Annotated in this window: 16 protein-coding genes; 3 read left to right on the top strand and 13 right to left on the bottom strand. The window is 46.0% G+C overall.

Annotation, left to right across the window (positions count from 1 at the left end; genetic code table 11):
• Positions 1-53 precede the first annotated feature (53 nt).
• The 9 genes from hemW to LU361_RS05365 form a co-directional block, all read right to left on the bottom strand.
• Positions 54-1232 carry a radical SAM family heme chaperone HemW gene (gene hemW, locus LU361_RS05405; RefSeq protein ID WP_233087791.1) on the bottom strand — a complete coding sequence of 393 codons (1179 nt, stop codon included), beginning with the start codon at positions 1230-1232 and terminating at the stop codon, positions 54-56.
• A 7-nt stretch (positions 1233-1239) separates the two neighbouring features.
• A complete protein-coding gene (gene rdgB / locus LU361_RS05400; protein ID WP_233087790.1) occupies positions 1240-1842 on the bottom strand; it encodes an RdgB/HAM1 family non-canonical purine NTP pyrophosphatase in 603 nt (200 codons plus the stop codon).
• A gap of 6 nt (positions 1843-1848) precedes the next feature.
• The gene (locus LU361_RS05395; protein WP_233087789.1) at positions 1849-2322 is read right to left on the bottom strand and encodes a DUF4426 domain-containing protein; all 474 of its coding nucleotides are present in this window, start codon (positions 2320-2322) and stop codon (positions 1849-1851) included.
• A 5-nt stretch (positions 2323-2327) separates the two neighbouring features.
• Positions 2328-2918 carry a methionine biosynthesis protein MetW gene (gene metW / locus LU361_RS05390; RefSeq protein WP_233087788.1) on the bottom strand — a complete coding sequence of 197 codons (591 nt, stop codon included), beginning with the start codon at positions 2916-2918 and terminating at the stop codon, positions 2328-2330.
• 15 nt (positions 2919-2933) lie between these two features.
• Positions 2934-4076: a homoserine O-succinyltransferase MetX gene (gene metX, locus LU361_RS05385; protein ID WP_233087787.1), complete on the bottom strand. Its 1143-nt coding sequence runs from the start codon at positions 4074-4076 to the stop codon at positions 2934-2936.
• 181 nt (positions 4077-4257) lie between these two features.
• On the bottom strand, positions 4258-6225 hold the full coding sequence (locus tag LU361_RS05380) for a dynamin family protein (RefSeq protein ID WP_233087786.1): 1968 nt from the start codon (positions 6223-6225) through the stop codon (positions 4258-4260).
• Positions 6226-6808: 583 nt separating this feature from the next.
• Positions 6809-7399 (bottom strand): YggT family protein, encoded by a 591-nt coding sequence (locus LU361_RS05375; protein WP_233087785.1) that lies wholly within the window; start codon positions 7397-7399, stop codon positions 6809-6811.
• Positions 7400-7454: 55 nt separating this feature from the next.
• Positions 7455-8309: a pyrroline-5-carboxylate reductase gene (gene proC / locus LU361_RS05370; RefSeq protein ID WP_233087784.1), complete on the bottom strand. Its 855-nt coding sequence runs from the start codon at positions 8307-8309 to the stop codon at positions 7455-7457.
• An 82-nt stretch (positions 8310-8391) separates the two neighbouring features.
• Positions 8392-9069 (bottom strand): YggS family pyridoxal phosphate-dependent enzyme, encoded by a 678-nt coding sequence (locus tag LU361_RS05365; protein WP_233087783.1) that lies wholly within the window; start codon positions 9067-9069, stop codon positions 8392-8394.
• Positions 9070-9174: 105 nt separating this feature from the next.
• Between LU361_RS05365 and LU361_RS05360 the strand changes: the two genes are divergently transcribed.
• Positions 9175-10209, top strand: coding sequence for a type IV pilus twitching motility protein PilT (locus tag LU361_RS05360; protein ID WP_233087782.1), 1035 nt, complete (start codon positions 9175-9177; stop codon positions 10207-10209).
• Positions 10210-10243: 34 nt separating this feature from the next.
• Positions 10244-11386, top strand: a complete 1143-nt coding sequence (locus LU361_RS05355; RefSeq protein WP_233087781.1) for a PilT/PilU family type 4a pilus ATPase — start codon at positions 10244-10246, stop codon at positions 11384-11386.
• 36 nt (positions 11387-11422) lie between these two features.
• On the opposite strand, the gene ruvX is transcribed toward LU361_RS05355, so the two are convergent.
• The 4 genes from ruvX to gshB form a co-directional block, all read right to left on the bottom strand.
• Positions 11423-11860: a Holliday junction resolvase RuvX gene (gene ruvX, locus LU361_RS05350; protein ID WP_233088203.1), complete on the bottom strand. Its 438-nt coding sequence runs from the start codon at positions 11858-11860 to the stop codon at positions 11423-11425.
• Positions 11861-11892: 32 nt separating this feature from the next.
• The gene (locus LU361_RS05345) at positions 11893-12477 is read right to left on the bottom strand and encodes a YqgE/AlgH family protein (RefSeq protein ID WP_233087780.1); all 585 of its coding nucleotides are present in this window, start codon (positions 12475-12477) and stop codon (positions 11893-11895) included.
• A gap of 179 nt (positions 12478-12656) precedes the next feature.
• Positions 12657-13529, bottom strand: a complete 873-nt coding sequence (locus tag LU361_RS05340; RefSeq protein WP_233087779.1) for an energy transducer TonB — start codon at positions 13527-13529, stop codon at positions 12657-12659.
• 195 nt (positions 13530-13724) lie between these two features.
• Positions 13725-14672 (bottom strand): glutathione synthase, encoded by a 948-nt coding sequence (gene gshB, locus LU361_RS05335; protein ID WP_233087778.1) that lies wholly within the window; start codon positions 14670-14672, stop codon positions 13725-13727.
• Between the two features lie 321 nt (positions 14673-14993).
• Here gshB and pilG point away from each other — a divergent pair, with 321 nt between their 5' ends.
• Positions 14994-15389: a twitching motility response regulator PilG gene (gene pilG, locus LU361_RS05330; RefSeq protein ID WP_233087777.1), complete on the top strand. Its 396-nt coding sequence runs from the start codon at positions 14994-14996 to the stop codon at positions 15387-15389.
• Positions 15390-15660 lie beyond the last annotated feature (271 nt).

Below are 15660 nucleotides of genomic sequence, written 5' to 3'. Positions count from 1 at the left end.
CAGGGAACAACCACTTTATTCAAATGTGATGGGGTCGTTAGGGATAGTAGGCCCTAGGTTACTAAGAAATGATCGAGCACGTTGTTTAAATAACGTGTGCCCAAGTGGGTGGGGCGAACGATTGTGTTATTCACTTCTAACAATTCTTTCTGGATAAGCTCGGATAAATCCAAATTTGAAAATGGCAGGCCAGTGAAGGATTCGTAGGTTTGTATTGTGACGCCTTGAGTTAAACGCAGTGCGTTCATGAAAAACTCCAGCGACAATTCCGATGAAGCAATCACTTTTTCTCCGGCGGTACAGGGGTTTCGATACTGAGAGGCGACCCGTTTCATGTAGTCGGTTGGCAGCCGGGTTTTCCAATATCGGCGAATATGGCCTGTGTTTAAATCGGTAATTTTGCTGTGACTGCCTGCGCCAACACCGATGTAATCGCCAAATTGCCAATAATTCAGATTGTGCTTTGCTCTAGCTGACGTGGATTTGGCGTAGGCTGAAACTTCGTACTGATGAAAGCCCAACTGGTTAATCCGCTCATAACCGGCTTCTTGAATGTCGGCTAGATTATCGTCTTCGGGCAGGCGCGGTGGCGCCGAGAAAAACTCGGTATTGGGCTCAATGGTTAACTGATACCAAGATAAATGGTCTGGTCCAAGTGACACGGCGGTTTCAATGTCGAACAGAGCGTCTTCTAGAGTTTGCTCGGGCAGCCCGTGCATGAGATCGATATTGATGCGACGAAAGCCCGCCGATTTAGCCATGGCGATGGCGTTTTTGGCTTCATCGCTGGAGTGGATTCGGCCCAATACATTCAAATGTTTTGGATTAAATGACTGCACTCCCAAAGACAGTCGATTGACGCCACCGTTAAAAAATCCAGAAAACTTGGATTGCTCAGCTGTTCCCGGGTTGGCTTCTAGGGTGATTTCTATGTCGTCTTCGAATCCAAAGGTTTTTTCAGCGGCTTCAATGATGGTCGCGATGGTGCCATCTGAAAATAGGCTGGGGGTGCCGCCGCCAAAAAAAATGCTGGTCAGCTTTCGGTTCTGAGCATTCCCTTGTTCGAAATTCATATCGAGCAAAAGTTGCTTGAGATATTCCTGCTCGGGGATGCCGCCATTTTGCGCGGATGATTGGGTGCTGTGAGAATTAAAATCGCAGTAAGGGCATTTACGCACACACCAAGGAATGTGCACGTAAAGGCTCAGTGGAGGCAGTTTAAGTGTTGGCATTCAATATTTACGCGTTTTGTTCGCGAGACAATTCGTCCAACAGGGCTTGCATTGCTCTGGCACGGTGACTGATCTTGCTTTTGTGTTCTTTGCTCAGTTCTGCCGAACTGCATTGAGTCTGCTCAACCCAAAACAGTGGGTCGTATCCAAAGCCGCCACTGCCTTGGATGTCGCGGAGTATTTCTCCTCGCCATTGGCCAACAACCGTAATTGGCAGCGGATCTTGCCAGTGACGCACTAAAGCCAAGCAGCAAATAAACTGGGCGCGGCGGTCGCTGACCCCGTCTAATTCCCGGAGTAATTTGGCGTTGTTGTCCGAATCGCCACCGCCAGAATAGCGAGCAGAATAAATACCTGGAGCGCCGCCGAGCGCGTCGACACACAGGCCTGAATCATCAGCCAACGCCGGTAGGTTTGCAATTTTTGAGGCGTGGCGAGCTTTTAGAATCGCATTTTCAATAAAGCTTAAGCCAGTTTCGTCGGCGTCAGGAATATTGAATTCTGACTGCGGTAACACGGTACAGCCAATGGGTTCGAGTAAGTGCTTTAACTCAACCAGTTTGCCGGAGTTATTGCTGGCCAGTACCAGTGTTTGTATTGAATTGGGCATGATCAATTATCGATCCGAATAGAGTTTTTTAGAAAACTGAATGCGGATGGGTTTGGTCTCGCCTTCGGGTAAAACTTTAAGGTCGAAGTTGTACACTTCTTCGTTGTGATGCTTGATAGGTGCAATGTAATAAACAGTATTGGCTTCTTTGATTCTCAGAAATTTCAACGCTTGTTTTTGTTGCAATAAGTTTCGAGCAGAACCTTCGAGTTCAGCAGGAAGGCCAAGCGTGGTTACTTCTTCGCCGTCTTTAGTGACGACTACATTTAATAATGTGAGGTCGCCATTGCGTTTTAAGCCGTATTCTGAGGCAATTTCAGGTGTTAGAAATTTACTGTTAAAAACACTGTAGATAACTTTGTAACCTCGTTCGACCCAAAACCGCTCAACATCAGCGTGGGAGTGAGAGGTAAACACAGCGAGAATCAGTGCCGTGATTAATAGGTAATTGCGTCGAATGAGAGCGGTGTTTGTTTTCATGGTTATTAGCTCAAATGGTAGATTGCAGTTTCGCCAAAAAAGTTGGGTAAAAATTTAGCGCCGGTTTTATCGATGGAATTCTCGGTGACCACTTGTCGATGTTTGACGGTGATGCCTCGTTGCTTGCACAGAAATTCAAAGTCCTTGAAGGTACAAAAATGGATGTTTGGGGTGTCGTACCATTCGTAAGGCAATATATCTGAGACTGGCATTCTGCCGTTAAGTGCTAGGTAAATTCGAGCCTTCCAGTGACCAAAGTTCGGGAAGGTGACGATACATTCCTTACCGATGCGCAGCATTTCTTCCAGAACCTTGTCGGGGTAACGCATGGTTTGCAGCGCTTGGGTCATAATTACGGTGTCAAAACTGGCATCGCCAAACGTATCGAGCGAGTCTGTATCGAGGTTGTGCTCGATAACATTTACACCCTTGCTGATGCAGTCACTGATGTGATTGCTGTCGATCTCTAAGCCATAGCCGAATACGGATTTATCGCTTGCTAATCGCGACAGTAGTGTGCCATCTCCACAGGCCAGATCCAATACTCTGCTGCTGGGTGTGACCCATTGGGAGATAACATCTAAATCAATTCGCATGATGGTATTCCCTTCTTAAATCGTAATTTGCTGCATGTAGCGGCTAAACACATCGTGATAGCGCGCATTGGGGACCAAGAATGCGTCATGGCCGTGACTTGATTCGATTTCCGCGTAGGTCACAGGTTTTCTGGCGGCGATGAGCGCATCAACAATTTCTTTGGAGCGTTGTGGGGAAAAACGCCAATCACTGGAGAACGACAAAACCAAAAATTTACACTTTGACTGCGCGAATGCCTGTGACGGGTCATTGCCGTACTCGCGGCTTAAATCGAAGTAATCCAGCGCGCGGGTCATCAAAATGTAGGTATTTGCGTCAAAGGTTCCAGAAAATCGCTCACCTTGGTAGCGAAGATAGCTCTCTATCTCGAATTCAACGAGGTCACGTTCGCCTAAATTAAAGTTACCTTTACGCAATTCACGGCCAAATTTCTCACCCATGCCATCGCCAGACAAATAGGTAATATGACCAATCATGCGCGCAATAGATAAACCGTGTTTGGGGTAAGTGTCGAATTCTAAGTAATCACCGTCGTGAAAGTCTGGGTCTGACATAATGGCTTGGCGCGCGGTTTCATTGAACGCGATATTTTGCGCGGACAACTTCATTGCCGAGGCTATTACCGCGCAATGGCGCAGGCGATCTGGGTATTCCAGCGACCAGCGCATGGCTTGCATGCCGCCGAGACTGCCCCCGATAACCGCTGCCCAGGTATCAATGCCTAAATGATCTGCGAGTTTTGCCTGAGAGTGCACCCAATCTCTGACTCTTAAGCGCGGGAAGGTCGCCCCCCAGGCTTTCCCAGTTTTTGGATTGATGCTCACCGGCCCGGTTGAGCCGTGGCAACCGCCGAGGTTGTTGAGGCTGACTACAAAAAAACGATCGGTATCGATGGCTTTCCCTGGGCCGATGTAATTGTCCCACCAGCCGGGTTTACGATCGTCTGGAGAATGTTTGCCGGCGGCGTGGTGATGGCCGGATAACGCGTGACAAATCAATACCGCGTTGCTCGCGCTTTGATTTAATGTGCCGTAGGTTTCGTAAACAAGATCGTACTCTTCTAATACGTCGCCGTTAGCCAGTATTAAAGGATCTGTGAAGCGCTGAGTCGAAGGTGTAACAATACCCACAGAGCCTGTGGGGTGTGAATGGGGCATCGATTTTTGAATCCGTGAAAACCTAATATTGTAGTAATACTTTTTGGAAAATCACAAAAAGCAGGCGATTATAATGCTTTTTTATGCAATCGGCTGCTTAATTAGGTCTGTGATTCAAGCAATTTTAATCAGCTGGGTCTTTTTAGTGCTGACTAACGCTTGTTCGAGGTTCAGTTGCCGCTCAAACGGAAGAGCGGCGACGGGCAAAATGAAATGGAACCACTTTGCTGGTGACAGATTTGGTGGGTTCTAGGGATTCGATGGTGTCGAGCAATTGGTTGAGTGTGAACAGTCGATCTTCGCTCAATGTTAGCTCGGCGCGAATTGCAAGCATTTGCTGGTCGCTGGGCTTTTGCTCGTTGCCGAGACGAGACAGAATCAACAACTCTTTTTGTAAAAGCTGCTTTTGGCACTCGTTCGGGTACGAAATTGGCGTGAGTGCTTGAGCGTGCCACTCAATCAATAAATTATTGGTATCGGTAATGAATCGACGCAATTCGTGGCTCAAACTCAGCAGAAAATAGCGAACTACCGCGCGTTCGTGCGGGCTGTCTTCAATGCTCTGCAAATGCTTTTCGTAGCGATGTTTCAGTCTTGAGAAATCGTTCTTTTGAACTGTGATATCAAGTTTGCGAGACGTTAACGGCATAGAGCTGCCATCAATCGGCGACTCGTAAATTTCCTTCAAAAGATGGTTGGCGTTATCCGCTTCAATAGCCAGGGTTTGTAAGCCGCGCTGGATTTGTTTAAACGCAGCTTTCATGGCTGGGCGAAGAATAGGATCGGGATCGGCCGCGGCATCGTGAAGGTAGTTAAAGATTCTCTCTAGCTGGCGCTGGTCAAATACTTGGGCCAGTTTTTCGAATTGATCTTTTAGTGATCGCTCGTGTGAGCGATAGATCAGAGATGCTTGGTGCACGTTGCGGTGCATTTCTTTGATTGATTCTTTTACCGTAATCAAACCGTCTGAGTGGTGACTTTCTGACTGATTTTGTGCTGATTGCAGCATCTCGGCTTGGTCGAGAAGTCGGGTGTGCAACTGATCACGAGTTTGGCGCATCAAGATAATAGCGTCTTCAATTGCTGGGTGTTTAATCAGCAATTTGTGTTTTTCGATCAGCTGGCTGGTAAGAGTGGCTTCAATCTGCTCGAAGTTACTTTTCTCAAGCAGTGATGAATCTCCGCGAGCTTTCGCCAGCAACGCTTTTTTCGCTGACACAGGCACAACCTGCTGCAAAGGCAAACCCAACGCCAGGGCAGTTTCGGTACGAACGCTGTTGATGCACGCTTCTTCTGAAGGTGCGGAGATAAGATCGTCCCACAAGCTATCAATCTTATTCAGGATCACCAGTATTTGGCTGTTGTCTTCCTGATTGATGTAATCGCGCCAAATGGTGCGATCCGACAAGCTTGCTGGTGCATCGGCTGCCAGCGTGAATAATAAGGAATCTGCGTCCGCCAGTGTCGCAAGGGTGAGTTCAGGTTCAGAACCTTGCGCATTGAGCCCTGGAGTATCAATTAGTCGCAATCCCATCACCAATAGAGGGTGATCCATATTGATGTGCGCATAACGCCAGCTGGGAACTTCAACGTGGTTGATGTTTTCTGGATGGCGGTTGAGTAGCGAGCAGTTAAAACCTAACTCGCGGGCTTGGTCTTCTGTGACGTATTGCTTTTCAGCGATTCTGCCGAGTGCATCTTGCAGTGATGCAGGATTGTTGGTGTCGAAACGAATATTAACCCAGTGGTTGGGAATTTTTTTATAAGCACTTACCGACGATCCGCCTTTGCGAGTCGACATAGGTAACAGTTGAATGCTGTTGTTCGGTAAGCTTGGGTCAAAACCTATTTCGGTAGGGCACAGAGTGGTTCGCTCTGGGCGTACAGGCAGTATTCGACATTGATATCGGGAAAATAGTAGGGCATTCAGGATTTCGGTTTTTCCACGGGAAAATTCACCCACGGCCACCGCAGTATAGCTGTGCAACGACCTTAGGTTGTCTATAGCATTGTCTATAATGTAGTTCGCAGACGAACTGTGCAAACCACTGTTTTCGTACCAATGTTTGAACGACAAAAGCTTGTTAACTAACGCAATGCGATGTTGTTCAAAATCGTTCAGTTGGCACTGTAATGAAGACAGATTCATAATTTTCCATGTTCGTTTGGCTAATTCCAGTTAACCAAAAGTCAATACTGTAAGAGCCTAGAATTAACGAATGCGCCAGATAATAAAGCCATCTGTGGCTAATAATACGCCGAAATTGCCCGAATGCTGAGGAATAAATGCACCAGAACTGTTAAATCTAACAGTCAGAAAACCTAGAATTTTAATCTGTGTGATTGGTACATCTAGAGGCGTTTTTACGACTAGGCCACTTAATCTGTTAATGCCGCAGTCAGATCTATGCACAAAAACTGTTTCACTTTATGAATGAAACATACAGGTTTCGTGACGCCTATCCCATTAATTTTGGTGTGTGCGGGTAGACGGATCTTTCAAAATGCTATACCACAATTAAAGCCTAAATCGACCTCTATGGCTATAGTCTTTTCGGGTATAAGGCGTTGTTCGCGATATTTGACCCAATTCTAATAGGAAGGTTTATTCCGAGAATGATTATATTTTCATTTTTTGTAATTATTTATTTCTAAATCAAATTTTGCGGAATAAAAACGTACTTTTTTAATCAGTTATTACACTAACGTCCAATGTTCGAGCTGGTTTTTTATTACCAGTATCCCGGAACAACTGGTGGGACCAATTGAACTTGGGCGGCGGCCGCTTTGAGCAGAATTTCGACGATTTGTATCGTTAATATGATCAGGATCGGGCTTAAATCGAAACCACCCATTGGCGGTAAAATCTTTTGAAATGGTGCTCTGATTGGATCCAGTAACTGGTTGATTAGAACAAGGGCTGGATGAAAACTTTGTGGTGCTACAAAGCTCACGATGATCGAAATGATCAGTGCGAAAAAAATCACTTTTGCTGTAAACGCAGCAACACCAATGGCTGCCCACGCTAGTGCCAATAAAGGATTGACGATATTTTGGGTTACGGCCAAGTAATTGAGTTCAATCGCGACAAAGCCGACGAAAATGGCCAGCAGTATGCACGCGGTATCCAAACCAAACAGGCTGGGAATAATTCGGCGCAAAGGCACCAGTGCAGGGTTTGTGTATTTTACCACCGCTTGAGAAATAGGATTATAGAAGTCGGCCCTAGCGAGTTGTAACAAAAAGCGAAGTACGATGAGAAATAAATAAAGACTCGCAAGAGTTTGAATTAACAACGTTGCGATACTCGAAAGGGCCTGCATTCACTGTGTCCTATGGTTTATTCGGGGGTATTGAGTTTCTTTGTGGTTATTGTGCTCAATGGTCAGAAGCGGCTTTCGCCAATTCTTTTGATCGATTCGCGCATGCATCCATGGCGTCAGAGAAGATAGCACGTAGGTTTTTGCTTTCAAATACGTTGATGGCTTGTTCTGTGGTGCCGCCGGGGGATGTTACCCGTTTTCTCAATTCGGCCGGATCGTATTCGCTCGATATGGCCAGCGCGGATGCTCCCAGGACGGTTTGAATCGCTAGCGATTTTGACAATTCTTGACTCAGGCCTTGTTTGACTCCCGCTTCGATCATCGCCTCAAGCACTAAAAAGATATACGCCGGTCCACTTGCTGAGACCGCAGTGACCGCGTGAATATCGTCTTCGTTATCCAACCAAACGGCTATGCCAACCGAACTTAGAATACTTTCTGCGTCGTCTTTGTGTTGCTGTGAGCATTGATCGTTGGCAAACAAGCCGCAGGCACCCTGTTGTATTTGCGATGGCGTATTCGGCATGCAACGAACGATTGGCGTGCTTTCTCCCATCCAGCGCGTCATAGAGTCGATATCGATCCCCGCGGCTACCGAGATTACAAGCGCGTCGGGTGATAAGTGCGGGGCAATATCTTTGGCGACCTCAGGCAGCGTTTGTGGCTTGACGCACAACACCACGATGTCTGCGGCCTCACAGGCGTTATGGTTGCTCGTGGTGGCCCGAATTCCAAAGTTTTCGCGAGTGCGTTCGCAGGATTCATGGGATTTTGTTGTCGCGATAATTTGTTCTGGCGCCAGCCCATTGCTCAGTAGTCCACCAAAGATTGCTGAGGCCATGTTACCTGCGCCGATGAATGCAATGGTTTTTGGAAAATTAGATAGATCGTTCACTGTTGAATGAGTCACGTGATCCTCGGCTTTTAATGGATGGATTTATTATAAGTATGGGTAAAAAATTAAGAACAGCTAATTAACACGTCGTTTTTCGCTATCTGGGGCCAAAAATATCGGTTCCAACCCTTACTATGGTTGCGCCTGCGGCAATGGCCGCTTCTAAATCAGACGACATTCCCATCGATAAGGTATCTAAGGGTAACTGCGGGTGCTGAGCTTTAAGGCTATGCAGAGTTTCTTTCATTTCTGTGAAGACCTGTTTTTGGGCTTCAAAGCTGTCTCTGGGGGCGGGAATGGTCATGAGCCCTCGCAGGCGCAAATTGCTGAAATCGGTCATAGCATCTGCGAAATCAGACAGTTCATTTATTGCCATACCAGATTTAGTGTCTTCTCCATCGGAATTCACTTGCGCGCAAATATTGATGACTTTTCCCTCTGGGCACTGTTCGTTTAATCTCTGGGCAATCTTGATGCGATCCACGCTGTGGACCCACTGAAAATTTTCCGCGATTAAGCGAGTTTTGTTTGACTGAATCGGGCCAATAAAATGCCAGGTAATGTCTAAATCCGTCAGATCTGCTTTTTTGGTTAGGGCTTCCTGCAGATAATTCTCACCAAATTGATGGACGCCTAAGTTATAGATTTCTCGAATCTCGGCGGCGGTTCTCTTTTTTGAAACTGCCAACAGCTGTGGACTTGGCATTGAAAACTGGTTGCTCGCGCTGTGAATTCTATCGAGTACTTGCGCTAGGTTGTCAGGGAGGTTGTGCATATACTTAGTATCAATTCTTTGCAGAAAAGATAAGTTTATCACTGGCAACCAAAATTGCTGAATTAGGTTAAACAATATTTACCAAAAACAAACGCAAGGTTTTTTATGGATATCACAGAGTTGCTCGCATTTAGCGCAAAACAAGGTGCATCGGACCTCCACTTGTCTGCCGGCTTACCACCTATGATTCGTGTCGATGGAGATGTGCGAAGAATTAATTTGCCGCCACTGGAGCACAAGCAGGTTCACACGCTGATCTATGACATCATGAACGATAAGCAGCGTAAGGATTACGAAGAATTCTTAGAAAACGATTTCTCGTTTGAAGTACCTGGTGTTGCGCGTTTTCGTGTGAATGCGTTTAACCAAAACCGTGGCTCCGGCGCCGTTTTCCGAACCATTCCTTCGAAGGTTCTGACCATGGAAGAGTTGGGCATGGGGCAGGTGTTTCGCGATATCGTGTCTGTGCCACGCGGACTTGTGTTGGTGACTGGGCCGACTGGATCGGGTAAATCTACAACGCTCGCGGCAATGATCGACTATGTTAATAATAATAAATATGAACACATTTTAACCATTGAAGACCCTATCGAATTCGTTCATGAGTCGAAAAAATGCTTGGTGAACCAACGTGAAGTTCACAGAGATACACATGGTTTCGCCGAAGCCTTACGTTCTGCCCTGCGTGAAGACCCAGATATTATTTTGGTGGGTGAGATGCGAGACTTGGAGACGATTCGATTGGCATTGACTGCCGCAGAAACCGGTCACTTGGTGTTCGGAACCTTGCATACGACCTCGGCGGCAAAAACCATTGACCGAATTGTCGATGTGTTTCCGGCGAATGAAAAAGCCATGGTGCGGTCGATGTTGTCGGAATCATTGCAAGCGGTAATCTCGCAAACATTGTTGAAGAAAAACGGCGGTGGTCGAGTTGCGGCACACGAAATTATGCGAGGTACGCCCGCTATTCGAAACCTGATCCGTGAAGATAAAGTGGCGCAGATGTATTCTGCGATACAAACGGGTGGTTCCATTGGTATGCAGACGATGGATCAATGTCTACAAGACTTGGTGGCTCGACGTGTTATTTCTCGCGAAGTTGCGAAAGAAAAAGCGAAATCACCTGAAGCATTTTAATGAAAATAAGTAATTTTAAACTGGGAGAAGTTTGATGGAGTTTGATCGACTGTTGTCATTAATGGTGGACAAAGGAGCGTCCGATTTATTTATTACGGCAGGTGTGCCACCGTCGGTCAAACTTCACGGTAAGGTTACTCCGGTTACCACCCAGCCGTTGTCGCCTGAAAAGACACGTGAGCTGGTGCTCAGCGTAATGAATGAAAAACAGCGAGTTGAGTTTTTGGAGCACAAAGAACTTAACTTTGCTGTAAGTGCACGCGGTATTGGCCGTTTTCGTTGTTCGGCTTTTTACCAGCGCAATTTGGCGGGCATGGTACTGCGTCGTATCGAAACCAATATTCCGAGGATTGATGATCTCGGTTTGCCCGATATCGTCAAAGAATTGGCGATGACTAAGCGTGGTTTGATTATTTTCGTTGGTGCTACCGGTACCGGTAAGTCGACTTCGTTAGCGGCGATGCTCGGTCACCGCAACAGAAATTCTAAGGGTCACATTATTTCTATTGAAGACCCGATTGAATTTATCCACCAACATCAAGGTTGTATCGTCACCCAGCGTGAGGTTGGCCTTGATACCGAATCCTTCGAGGTTGCGCTTAAAAATACACTGCGTCAGGCCCCCGATGTTATTTTGATTGGTGAGGTTCGAACCCGAGAAACCATGGAGCACGCGATTGCGTTCGCCGAAACTGGCCACTTGTGTTTGTGTACATTGCATGCGAACAACGCGAACCAGGCGTTGGATCGAATCATTCATTTCTTCCCGGCCGATCGCCACTCGCAGCTGTGGATGGATTTGTCTCTTAACCTGCGTGGTATTGTCGCTCAACAGTTAATACCTACGCCTGATGGTAAGGGCCGAAGAGCTTGTCTCGAAGTACTACTGAACTCGCCTTTGGCTTCGGATTTGATCCGAAAAGGCGAAGTGTCTGATTTGAAAGAGTTGATGAAAAAGTCTAACGAAATCGGCATGCAGACATTCGATCAGGCGCTTTATGAGTTGTATGATCGCGGTGAAATTACCTACGAAGATGCGCTCTCGCACGCAGATTCGCCGAATGACCTTCGTCTGATGATTAAGCTTGCGTCCGAAACCGACGCCGATTATTTGGGCAACGCTGCGAAAGAGCTGAGTTTGCAGGCAGATGAAAATGATCGTTCGAAGCTTTTCTAGCGGTTGATTATTTGTCTGAGCATAGTGTGACGCTTATTAGCTCTGTGGCTGCTCGTTTAACCAGGTTTCTAGGATGATGCGGGCGGCCACTGAGTCGATGGGGTTTTCCCCGTAATTGCCTTTGTGGCCTTGTTCCCTCGCCTGAGATTTTGCTTCTCGTGAAGAGTAGCGCTCATCGACCATCTCTACCGGAATATTAAATCGACCGTTGATACGGTTGCTGAATTTCTTTGCTCGGTTAGATAATTCGCTGGCTGAGCCGTCTAGGTTTATTGGATTGCCAACGACAACTAGATCGGGTTTCCACTCTTTCAAAAGATTAGCGACTTCGTCCCAGTTTGGTACGCCGTCACGGGCTTTCAATGCGGGAAGTTCGCTTGCGCTGCTGGTAATGGTTTGGCCAACGGCGGCCCCTAGGTTCTTGAGGCCGTAGTCAAATGCGACAATAGTGCGACGGTTTTTCAACGACGAGATAACTTCTTTTTGAGAGGGCGTTGCTAATTTATTTAAGCGTGGCCGGCGAATTGAGAGATTAAATTGAGATCGATACCCACGTAATCTGCGGCCGCCTGCCAACGCATTGCCGTTTCGGTGTTGAACAGAACGTGGCTGTTGGCCGGTACGGTTAACCATGAATTTTCGGCAATTTCTTGCTCAAGCTGGCCTTTTTCCCAACCGGCATAACCCAAAATCACCAATAGGTTTTCAGGGCCTTCACCTTTAGCCAGTGCTTCAAGAATTTCTCGAGAAGCCGTTAGGTAAATATCATCGCTAACTTTTAATGTGGATTCCCAGCATTTGTCATTAGAGTGAAGGACAAAGCCTCTTTCCAGTTGAACGGGACCGCCTGCTAGCAACTCAATTTCACCGATGTCGGCGGCGTCATCAATATCCAGCTGATCGAAAATTTCGCCTAATTTCATCGGTAGGGTGTGGTTGACCACTAATCCCATTGCGCCATCTTCATTGTGTTCGCAAATGTAGGTGATTGAGTGGCTGAAATTGGGGTCGTTCAATCCGGGCATTGAAATCAAAAAGTGATTTCTAAGGCTCAGTGAATTTAGATCTGATTGGCTGTTAAGTAGGCTCATAAATTCATTATTGAGCCGGAATGGATTAATTACAAGTTATACCTCTGGTTTATACGTTATAAAACCTAGTTTTTTAGAAGGTTTTATAGAGCGGCGACTCAATTGCTCTTTTCAACTGTTTTTCAGCGCGCTTTACGAGTTTACAGAGCGGGGCATTCAAAAATTATCCGCTTTGCTTTTTAGGAGCCTGTCGAAAGTCCGGTGATTTCAAAATGCCACGTACGAATAATTTCTAATTGGTCAGTATCTTGGCGAATTTCTGATGGAAACGGCGGGAAAGGAGACGACAGATGAACGATTTGCATTGCTGCGTCGTCCAGTACTCGATAGCCAGACGATTGTAATATTTCAGCGTTGACTAAGTTGCCAGTGTTATCGATGACAGCAAGTAGGCGAAGCTTGCCGTGAATTCCGGCATTGAGTGCTTCTTTGGGGAAGTTTCTATTGCCGACGAATTCCACTTTCTGGCTCCATTGGTGCAAATAAGCTGCGTCAGCTGAGGCGATTGCAGCAACAGAGGTTAACCGTCTTATTCTCGGCTTTTTAGCGTAGGCTTCGCGCTGTTTATCGAGTTTCGCTTTAAGGCTGGCAATCTCTTGGCTAATTCTGCGATTCTCAGCGTCTTCGCCAGCTTCTGTTAGCACTTGCTGTTGTTCGTCTTCAGAAGGTTTATCAAATTGGATATCGGCAGTTTGCGTTGATGTGACAACTTGAGTATCAACAGAGTTTGGTTGCGGCTTTTGGCTTCTGGCCTGCTGTACTTCGTTGATTTGTGTGTTTTCAAATTCAGCTAGGTGCTCGGTAGTAATTTGTTGCGGTTTGTCTTCAGTGCCGCTGCCTTGCTGGTTGTGCTGAGCGATGAAATCTGCGCTTTCAGGAGCAATTTCCGCTTTGTGTGTGGCCAGAGTAATTTCTAACGTTGAGCTGGTTTTCTTGTTGATATCAATATCGAAAGTTAAACCAAAAATGAGTAATGCGTGGATGGCAATTGCGACGAACAGTGTGAAGGTCAATCTTTCTGTTGATTGGATCTGCGTTTGCGCGTTGATCATCCGCTTTTAATTCTCTGGTTAATACGTTTGGGGGTGCCATTCTAAAAAGGTTTGGCAGAATATTCACGCTTCAATGTTGAGTATAAAAAGAAGGTTGATTTAATTCCTTTACGTTCCGCTCAAATTTCGACATTCGTTGGTTCTAAAATCGTGTCGAGGCATCTGAGCGAAACGGGTGAAGGTACTAAGTGCTGACTAGTTCAAGCGCTCTTTAATAGCTGCCATCAAGCGCCCGCCGATGTTGGTGTCGTAGGCTGCATCGATTTCTCTCACGCAAGTTGGACTGGTGACATTGATTTCAGTTAAGTAGTCGCCGATAACGTCTAATCCAACAAAAAATAGCCCTTTTTCTACCAAGGTTGGCGCAACTTGATCGACGATCCACTGGTCTCTTTCAGACAGTGGCTGAGGGCGTCCTGTACCACCGGCGGCAATGTTGCCTCGGGTTTCCCCTTTGGCGGGGATGCGTGCTAGACAGTAGGGCACCGCTTGGCCGTTAACAACGAGGATGCGTTTGTCGCCATCGGAAATTTGCGGGATGAATTTCTGTACCATGATCAGGCTGTTGCCATGGTTGGTTAGGGTCTCAAGGATCACTCCAATGTTGGGATCGTCTTCACGAACTCGAAAAATTCCGCTTCCGCCCATGCCATCAAGTGGTTTGAATATTACATCTTTATGCTCTTGGTGAAATTCTCTGAGCAGCGTGTAATTTTTTGATACTAATACAGGAGGACAGCACTGGGGGAACTGAGTGGCGAATATTTTTTCGTTGCAGTCGCGCAGTGATTGCGGCTTGTTGACCACCAGCGCGCCTTGTCGCTCAGCCGCTTCAAGAACATAGGTGCTGTAGATGTATTCGTTGTCAAACGGGGGGTCTTTGCGCATTAGTATGGCGTCGAGAGTGCCAAGTTCAATTTTGACAGGTTCCGATTTTTCGAACCACTTGTTAGGGTCAGCGTATACAGTGATTGGGCAGGTAATGGCCTTGGCTCGGCCTTGCTCAAGGTACAAGTCTGATTGTTCCATATAATAGATTTGCCAACCTTCGGCTTGGGCCGCTAACATTAAAGCGAGAGTGGTGTCTTTTTTGTAGGTAATGGACTCAATTGGGTCCATAATAATGCCGATTGCTTTGCTCATGAGAATTTTGTCTCAACTTGTTTCGTTATTTGCTGATGTATAGTGTGAAGTATGCCAAGGTTTTACACTGTAGATACAGTTGGGACCGAAGCTTAATGTATTTTTACCTTATAATGCCGTTTAATAGATTAACGCAGAAATCTGTGGTAAAAATCCCAAGCCTTTTAGGGCTTATCTAAATTACGTCATTTGTTACGCCGATTGATCTGACTTCACAAATGCGTAAAACGCTCGCACTTTTTTGCAGATTTAATGTCTTGCGTAGTAGTGGCGAATAATGATATTCCAAATGACACGAGAACATACTGTCAAGGTTACGCTATGGATGTAAATTTAGAACGATTAAAGGTCATGGTAATTGATGACAGTAAGACAATTCGTCGAACTGCTGAAACCTTGCTCCAGAAAGCTGGTTGCAATGTAGTGACCGCTACTGATGGCTTTGACGCCTTAGCCAAGATTGCGGATACACGTCCCGATATTATTTTTGTTGATATTATGATGCCGAGATTAGACGGCTATCAAACGTGTGCTTTGATTAAAAATAACAGCGAATTTAAAGCAACGCCGGTTATTATGCTTTCCAGTAAAGATGGATTATTTGACAAGGCAAAAGGCCGAATTGTTGGCTCAGATCAATATTTGACGAAACCATTCAGCAAAAGTGAATTATTAGGCGCTATCGAAACTCACGTTCAGCCGGCAAAAGCGTCTTAATTATTCTGACGTCTTTTTGGGTTATCGCTTTCTTTAATCTTTTTTGGCACTAATTATTTCTAAAATACAGAAAATTATATTTTAAAGGCCATGTATTGGTGTTATTGGCCTTTTCGCTGTTAAAAGCATCCCGCCTCTTTATTTCAAAAGTTAATTAAATACTCGTGAGTTTTCTTTTTTCGAACTCAAATTCTTATTGTTTGAAGTTTCTAAATTGCGTTTTCTTTGCTTGCGATATTTTTTTGTCGCGGGCTTTGATGTGTTTGCCGTG

Source organism: Sessilibacter corallicola (assembly GCF_021290925.1).
GTDB lineage: Bacteria > Pseudomonadota > Gammaproteobacteria > Pseudomonadales > Cellvibrionaceae > Sessilibacter > Sessilibacter corallicola.
This window is presented reverse-complemented; position numbering and strand designations above follow the sequence as displayed.

Bases quoted from the DNA above. Each gene is read 5' to 3' on its own strand.
- pilG (WP_233087777.1), top strand. From the start codon at position 14,994: ATGGATGTAAATTTAGAACGATTAAAGGTCATGGTAATTGATGACAGT.
- rdgB (WP_233087790.1), bottom strand. From the start codon at position 1,842: ATGCCCAATTCAATACAAACACTGGTACTGGCCAGCAATAACTCCGGC.
- LU361_RS05345 (WP_233087780.1), bottom strand. From the start codon at position 12,477: ATGAGCCTACTTAACAGCCAATCAGATCTAAATTCACTGAGCCTTAGA.
- LU361_RS05395 (WP_233087789.1), bottom strand. From the start codon at position 2,322: ATGAAAACAAACACCGCTCTCATTCGACGCAATTACCTATTAATCACG.
- LU361_RS05355 (WP_233087781.1), top strand. From the start codon at position 10,244: ATGGAGTTTGATCGACTGTTGTCATTAATGGTGGACAAAGGAGCGTCC.
- LU361_RS05365 (WP_233087783.1), bottom strand. From the start codon at position 9,069: ATGCACAACCTCCCTGACAACCTAGCGCAAGTACTCGATAGAATTCAC.
- LU361_RS05360 (WP_233087782.1), top strand. From the start codon at position 9,175: ATGGATATCACAGAGTTGCTCGCATTTAGCGCAAAACAAGGTGCATCG.
- gshB (WP_233087778.1), bottom strand. From the start codon at position 14,672: ATGAGCAAAGCAATCGGCATTATTATGGACCCAATTGAGTCCATTACC.
- hemW (WP_233087791.1), bottom strand. From the start codon at position 1,232: ATGCCAACACTTAAACTGCCTCCACTGAGCCTTTACGTGCACATTCCT.
- metW (WP_233087788.1), bottom strand. From the start codon at position 2,918: ATGCGAATTGATTTAGATGTTATCTCCCAATGGGTCACACCCAGCAGC.
- LU361_RS05380 (WP_233087786.1), bottom strand. From the start codon at position 6,225: ATGAATCTGTCTTCATTACAGTGCCAACTGAACGATTTTGAACAACAT.
- LU361_RS05340 (WP_233087779.1), bottom strand. From the start codon at position 13,529: ATGATCAACGCGCAAACGCAGATCCAATCAACAGAAAGATTGACCTTC.
- LU361_RS05375 (WP_233087785.1), bottom strand. From the start codon at position 7,399: ATGCAGGCCCTTTCGAGTATCGCAACGTTGTTAATTCAAACTCTTGCG.
- metX (WP_233087787.1), bottom strand. From the start codon at position 4,076: ATGCCCCATTCACACCCCACAGGCTCTGTGGGTATTGTTACACCTTCG.